The organism is Aquaspirillum sp., assembly GCF_055136605.1.
In genome coordinates this window covers 1-6494 of sequence record NZ_JBSQVP010000093.1, presented here as the reverse complement: position 1 = coordinate 6494, position 6494 = coordinate 1, and the positions used below count along the sequence as shown (strand labels likewise).

The 6494-nt window shown below is 49.7% G+C and carries 5 protein-coding genes; 3 read left to right on the top strand and 2 right to left on the bottom strand.

Annotation, left to right across the window (positions count from 1 at the left end; all coding sequences use genetic code 11):
- A partial coding sequence (locus ACTBZS_RS11545; protein WP_463044229.1) for a DUF4214 domain-containing protein occupies positions 1-265 on the top strand: 265 nt, incomplete at its 5' end.
- Between the two features lie 147 nt (positions 266-412).
- On the opposite strand, the gene ACTBZS_RS11540 is transcribed toward ACTBZS_RS11545, so the two are convergent.
- A complete protein-coding gene (locus ACTBZS_RS11540; protein ID WP_463044228.1) occupies positions 413-2110 on the bottom strand; it encodes a glutamine--tRNA ligase/YqeY domain fusion protein in 1698 nt (565 codons plus the stop codon).
- A 459-nt stretch (positions 2111-2569) separates the two neighbouring features.
- Between ACTBZS_RS11540 and ppk2 the strand changes: the two genes are divergently transcribed.
- Positions 2570-3409 (top strand): polyphosphate kinase 2, encoded by an 840-nt coding sequence (gene ppk2, locus ACTBZS_RS11535; protein ID WP_460429876.1) that lies wholly within the window; start codon positions 2570-2572, stop codon positions 3407-3409.
- Between the two features lie 91 nt (positions 3410-3500).
- Positions 3501-4586, top strand: a complete 1086-nt coding sequence (locus tag ACTBZS_RS11530; protein ID WP_463044227.1) for a DUF533 domain-containing protein — start codon at positions 3501-3503, stop codon at positions 4584-4586.
- 5 nt (positions 4587-4591) lie between these two features.
- On the opposite strand, the gene ACTBZS_RS11525 is transcribed toward ACTBZS_RS11530, so the two are convergent.
- Positions 4592-6334 carry a sensor domain-containing diguanylate cyclase gene (locus ACTBZS_RS11525; protein WP_463044226.1) on the bottom strand — a complete coding sequence of 581 codons (1743 nt, stop codon included), beginning with the start codon at positions 6332-6334 and terminating at the stop codon, positions 4592-4594.
- Positions 6335-6494: the final 160 nt, after the last annotated feature.

Below are 6494 nucleotides of genomic sequence, written 5' to 3'. Positions count from 1 at the left end.
CGCCGGCTTCCTCCAACCCCAAGAAGTGTTCGACTGGTTCAACGCCCGCAACACCGCTTTGGCCAAGATGGACAACGCCACCTATGTGCAAACCCTGTACCAAAACGCCTATGGTCGCCAAGCCACCACCGCCGAACTGACCCCGCTGGTCAACAAACTCGAAAAACAACTCATCACCCGCGACTGGCTCGCTGTTGACATCGCCGCCAGCACCGAAGCCATTACCGCTATCGGTACGGTGATGCAGTTTGATGGCTGGGTGTAAGCGTTTCTAAATCTGATTCAGTTCAGAACAGCAGAAGTAGATTGGGTTGCCGCTGGTTGGCAACCCAATTTTTTTGTCAGAAATACTAACAACTCATGGTGCGTCGCCCCTTCGAGGTGACAGCACCCTACCGATTTTTAGGAACGGTTAGGCAGATTGTGCTGCCCAAGTGTCTTTTAGACCGACGGTGCGGTTAAAGACAATTTTCTGTCCTGTTTGGTGATCGTAGCGGTCGGTGATGAAATAACCGATACGTTCAAACTGATAACGGGTTTCTGCGGCTGCACTGTTCACAGCAGATTCGACATAACCAGTCACCACTTTTAACGAGGCAGGGTTTAAAAACTGCATAAAATCAACATATTCGCCATCCTCACCCCGAACAGCATCAGGACGTGGTACGGTGAATAAACGATCATACAAACGCACTTCGGCTTCAACGGCATGTGCAGCAGAAATCCAATGAATCACGCCTTTTACCTTACGACCGACAGGATTTTGTCCTAAGGTATCGTGGTCGATTGAGCATTTCAATTCAATCACTCGGCCCGTATCATCTTTAATCATCTCATCACACTTGATGACATAGCTATAGCGCAAGCGAACTTCACCCCCCAACGTTAAGCGTTGCCATTTCGGGGGAGGCACTTCGGCAAAGTCGTCGCGCTCAATGTAGATCTCACGGCTAATCGGCACTTCGCGCTCACCAAATTCTGGGTGGTGAGGATGGAAGGGCGCACTACGGCTGCTGGTGATACCATCGGTGAAATTGGTCAGCGTGACTTTAATCGGGTCTAACACCGCCATGACTCGTGGTGCTTCACCTTCTAATGTCTCACGTACCGCGCCTTCCAGCACGCTCATATCAATGATGTTTTCACTTTTCGACACACCAATCCGCTGTGCAAACAGGCGAATACCGGCTGGACTGTAGCCACGTCGCCGCATGCCTTCAATGGTTGGCATACGCGGGTCGTCCCAGCCAGTGACCTTACCTTCGGTGACCAAGGCGTTCAGTTTGCGTTTTGAGGTCAGCGCATACAACAGCTCTAAACGGGAAAACTCGTATTGGCGCGGATGGCAAGCGATGGTGATGTTATCCAAAACCCAATCGTACAGGGGCCGATGGTCTTCAAATTCCAAGGTACAGATAGAATGGGTAATGCCTTCTAGCGCATCAGAAATACAGTGGGTGTAGTCATACATTGGATAGATACACCACTGATCGCCAGTCCGATGATGATGGGCGCGGCGGATACGATAAATCACCGGATCGCGCAAATTCACATTGCCCGAACTCATGTCGATCTTTAGACGCAAGGTTTTGCTGCCATCGGCAAACTCGCCGTTTTTCATGCGGGTGAACAGATCGAGATTTTCCTCAACACTGCGGTTGCGGTAAGGGCTTTCTTTGCCGGGTTCGGTCAAGCTGCCACGATAGGCACGCATTTCCTCTGCCGTTAAATCACAAACAAAGGCTTTGCCAGCACGAATCAGCTCAACTGCATAGTCATAGAGCGCTTGGAAATAGTCCGAGGCATAACGTACCTCGCCATCCCAATTAAAACCTAACCAGCGCACGCTTTCTTTAATCGATTGGACATACTCATCTGATTCTTTCTCAGGGTTGGTATCATCCATGCGTAGATTGCATTTGCCCTGATAATCCTCTGCCAAGCCAAAATTCAGACAGATAGATTTAGCATGGCCAACATGCAGATAGCCATTTGGCTCTGGCGGAAAACGCGTCACAATCTGCTGATGTTTGCCCGAAGTCAAATCCGCCTCGATAATTTGGCGGATAAAGTGAGAGGGCATTGCGGTAGGGGTGTGATCGTGGCTCATCAGGGTTCAAACATCCTATTAGACAACAAACAATGGGGGCTGATTTTACCGCAAGCCTTTTCATTGCGCGGTGGCTTTGCGTACTAATGTTAAGAAAAAAAACAAAAAAATGCCGTTGGCGAGAAAATCTGTGCATAAACTATCGACAGATGAGAAAAGAAAGCATACTATCTTTTTGTCATTTCTGCTTCATGTCATTTTTGGTTGATCAACAACCTGCTTTTCTAAGGAGATTTGTCTATGAGTGAAAGCCCTACTAAAGAGACCCCCGTTGTTGAGCCAACGTCCGCGCCGAATGCGAGTGCTGCGATTGAAGTGACACCCGAAGCACCGGCAGCGCGTCCGCGTAAAACCAATACGCCAAAAACGTTAAACCAAACTAAGCCAACTGAAACCCCTGCTGCTTCGCAAGAAACCGCTGTTGCCAATACGATTATCGCGCCTTCTGCGCGCTTTGCGATGGCACCACACGGCAGCGATGAAGACAGCAGCAGCGCACCTCTACCTGCCGATTATCCTTATAAAACTCGGATGCAGCGCCGCGAGTACGAGAAACATAAACGCGAATTGCAAATTGAGCTGTTGAAGGTACAAAGCTGGGTGCGTGAGAGCGGACAGAAAATTGTTGGGTTATTCGAAGGCCGTGATGCTGCAGGTAAAGGCGGTACCATTAAACGCTTTATGGAACACCTCAACCCACGTGCTGCGCGTGTGGTAGCCTTAGAAAAACCGAGTGATGTCGAACGGGGTCAGTGGTATTTCCAACGCTATATCCAACATTTGCCGACTGCTGGCGAAATCGTGATGTTCGACCGTAGCTGGTACAACCGTGCTGGCGTAGAACGGGTGATGGGCTTTTGCTCACCACAAGAATACTTGGAGTTTTTGCGTCAAGTGCCGGAGTTAGAACGGATGTTGGTCAACAGCCACATTCATCTGTTCAAGTTCTGGTTCTCGGTCAGCCGCGAAGAACAAATGCGCCGCTTTATTTCTCGTCGTGACGATCCATTAAAACACTGGAAACTGTCGCCCATCGATGTGCAATCGCTCGACCGTTGGGATGATTACACCCGTGCCAAGCAAACGATGTTCTTCCACACCGATACGGCCGACGCACCGTGGATTGTGATTAAGTCGGATGATAAGAAACGTGCCCGCATTAATTGTATGCGCTACTTCTTACATTCTCTGCCCTACCCCGATAAAGATCCTAAAGTTGCTTGTGCACCCGATCCTTTATTGGTTGGCTCGGCGGCAACGGTGTTGAGCAAAGAAGAAAATGCCATGACCAGCTTCTAATTTTTGCTTTTGCCCCGATTGTCAACAACGGCGTGTCCTATTTGAGGTAACACGCCGTTTTTCTGTCGGTATGCCAAGAAAGGAACGACCTGTGGAATTACAGCAACAACAAGCCGTGTTGACCATTGCCCTATTTGCCGCCTTTGCCGATGGCAATAACGACGACCGTGAACGGGAACAGATTCGGCAAATTGCCGACAGTTTAGGGCACGTCAACCAACAAGCCGAATTAAGCCGCCTGTATCAAGATGTGTTATTCAAACGGGTTTCTTTGCCACAGGTCGCTGCGCTGTTGCACGATGTTGCACATCGGCAGTTTGCTTATGAGATGGCAGTGTGCATTTGTGATGCCGATGGTTTACGTACCGCAGCAGAACAACAATTCCTGCAACAACTACGCGGTTTGTTACAACTCGATAGCCAACATACCCAGTCGTTCGAACAACAAAGCGCTGCCTTTACCCAATCTTGGGCACATTCCGCACCCCCTGCGCCGAGCCCCACCCCTAGTTCAGGGCTGGGCTTATTTGCTGGTCTCGCTGCTGGTGCTGCTGCCGGTGGTCTTGCCGCGAATGCCATGTCACCGACCCCAACGCCACACTACCCAACACCGGCCCCGACTGCTTCGACTGGTTTGCGACCAGCCAATGTCACCGAAGCGCAGTTAGATCGCACGGTGATGAATTATGCTTTGCTCAATGGTGCGCTGGAATTATTGCCACAGTCGTGGGCTTCGATGGCGATTATTCCCCTGCAAATGAAAATGGTGCATCAAATCGGCAAGCATTATGGTTATGAACTAGACAGTGGCCATATTAAAGAATGGTTAGCCACCATTGGGGTGGGGCTCACCTCGCAGTATGTTGAACAATTTGGCCGCAAATTATTAGGCGGGTTATTTGGCAAAGTGGGCGGAAAAACGGGAAAAAAGGTTGGCGATGCTGCTACGGGAATGGCATTTTCATTTGCCACCACCTATGCCATGGGCCAATTGGCACGACGTTATTACGCCGGTGGCCGAACCATGAATAGCGCGACCTTGCGCGATAGTTTCCAAGGTCTATTAGGTTCAGCGAAACAGCTACAGGCTCAATCATTGCCGCAGATTCAACAACGCGCCCAAGGCCTCAATCCCAGCCAAGTGATGGACTTGGTACGCGGCAAACAATTGTTGTAATCGCTTTAAGACTGAGGTAGGGGATAGGCGGTTGGGGTGAGGGTGGTGAGCTGTCGGCCATCATCAATCCAAATCCGCCGTCCCGATTCACCCTTGGCACGATACATCGCTTCATCAGCGCGTTTCATTAACGCTTCTGCAGTTTGGGCGCTGTCGGGATATAAAGCCACGCCCATGCTGGCCGTGACCGGCAACAGCCGCCCCTGATGTTGCCGCAACAGGGCAACGCTGCTTTGCAGCCGAGACAATAATTCGTCTAACTCCGGCCCTAATTCACACTGCGGCAGTAATAAGGCAAACTCATCGCCCCCCCAGCGACAGACCATATCTTGTTGCCGACAGGCCTGTTGTAAACGATGTGCCACTTCACATAACACATCATCCCCCGCTTCATGTCCCAATAAATCATTGATTTTCTTAAAACCATTCAAATCAATAAATGCAATCGCTAACGGCTTGTGCTGTTCGCGTGCTTGTTGCATGGCTTGTCGCAGTTGTTCGTTAAATAAACTGCGATTCGCCAAACCAGTGAGGGTGTCGTGAAAGGCCAGATTGTGTAAACGCGCTTCGACTTCTTTAATGCGCCGAATATCGGTGAAAATCCAAACCCAACGTACCACCTGCTGTTTATCGACCACACGTGTCGCAGAACACCACACGGCACAGGGCTGGCGGTTGGGGGGCGCTAAGGTTAACTCTCCCTGCCAATGGGATTCCCCTGCCAGTAGATTTTGCAGTTCAAACAGTGTTAAGAGTGTTTGCTGTTGTCGCAAGGGCAAGGGCTGATCCGCTGGCCAGTCATCTTGTCCCAACATCTGACATAAAGCTGGGTTTAATGACAGCCAATGTAATTTTTCATCGCTCAACGCAATGCCTTCTGAGCAATGCTCAACCGCCAGCTGTGACAGCTGTAATTGTTCCTGTAACTGCTTCTGTTTGGTCATATCAATGACCGTACCAAATAGGTAATCAATCGACCCATCATCACAGTAATGGACATGATTGCGTTCTAATAAATGGCGAATACTGCCATCAGGACGAACAATCCGATATTCCACATCAAATGGTTGTCCCAATGCCATGTAATGATCGAGCTCTTGCCGTACCCGTAGGCGGTCTTGTGGATGGACACAGGCAAAATAGCGTTCTTCTGTTGGATGAAAACTGTCAGGATCCGTACCAAATATGTCGTGGACAGTCACACTCCAATCTAATTTGCCGCTATCAATATGTAATACCCAAGAACCCAGTCCCGCATCTTGCTCGGCAGTCTGTAGGAGTTTTTCTGCTAAATAGCGTTGCGGATGCGGAAACAGCTCTTGATTGGCTGGGCGCAATAAAAACACCACTGCCTTGCGTTCTGGTAACGAGGTGGCCTGAATATGGACTTCACAACTGTGTTGTTGTTGATTTAACCAAGTTTTGATGCCCAAGCTGCCATGTGCGCGGCTTTCCCCAGCAAAAAATAATGCCTCCCACACTGGCCCATGTCCATCACCATAATGTGGAATAAAATCGGCCAGTGGACGGCCTTTTAGCTGGTCGATACTGAGCCCACCGCTGAGCTCACAGGCGAGATGATTGGCATAGCGAATTTTGCCATCTCGTCCCACGACCAACACCGCTTCAGGACACGCATCTAGCCACTGCAAGACTCGCCCCCGCTGTCGCCAACAGCAAAACAGCAACCACATCCCAAGCAGCGAACACAGTACCGTGCCAAGTAATAACCACGTTAAGACAGGCATTCCATGACTTCCTAACAGAACAGCGACTTGTCAAGACTAAGTCGTTGAAAATTTGTACTAGATCAGCGGAGGGATTGTAACGGATTCGTTGCCAAATGAAATTTAATTGATTGTGGCAACCATGGCTTGATGTGCAGATAAATTGAAAACTATTTTGCTT